Source organism: Neglectibacter sp. X4 (genome assembly GCF_009917365.1).
Classification (GTDB): Bacteria; Bacillota; Clostridia; order Oscillospirales; family Acutalibacteraceae; genus Acutalibacter.
Window position 1 is genome coordinate 1 of the sequence record NZ_QWLE01000281.1, and the last position, 622, is coordinate 622.

The 622-nt window shown below is 43.9% G+C and carries 1 protein-coding gene; it reads left to right on the plus strand.

Features of this window, described 5'->3' with window-relative positions; genetic code table 11:
• Positions 1-131 precede the first annotated feature (131 nt).
• Positions 132-622: restriction endonuclease subunit S (locus tag D1841_RS18125; RefSeq protein WP_166554377.1), on the plus strand; the 491-nt coding region annotated here is incomplete at its 3' end.

A 622-nucleotide genomic window follows, 5' to 3' on the forward strand; every position in this document is an offset into this window, starting at 1 on the left:
CCTCAAGTAATAGTCAAGGGGTTCATGTACCAAAGCTGAGATTTAGGGACGATAGCGGTAAGGTATTTCCTCCGTATAGTCGCGAATCGGTAGGGGCACTTTTCACCCACATAAATCGGCGGAACAGCGGAATGAGAAACACTAATGTCATTACTAACTCTGCCGAGTTTGGTCTTATCCCGCAAAGATCTTTTTTTGATAAGGATATAGCTGTTGAAGGGAATACTGATAAATACTACATTATTGGGCAGGGGGATTTTGTATATAATCCAAGGAAGTCAACGACTGCTCCATACGGCCCGTTTAACTGTTATCAGGGAGATGATGAGGGCATCGTATCACCCCTTTATACTTGCTTAAAACCGTTACACAAGGAGTTTACGAACTACCTATTGTGGTATTTCAGATCGTCTGCGTGGTATTCCTATATTTATCATAACGGCGCACAGGGCGGTGCTCGACACGACCGAGTGGGAATGACAAATGAACTTATGGATGGAATACCTGTCAATTTACCATGCCTTGAAGAGCAGAAAAAGGTGAGCGAGTTTCTGACACTTGTTGAAGAAAGGATAACCAAGCAGCACCAGCTCGTGGAAGCCCTCAAGTCATATAAAAGAGG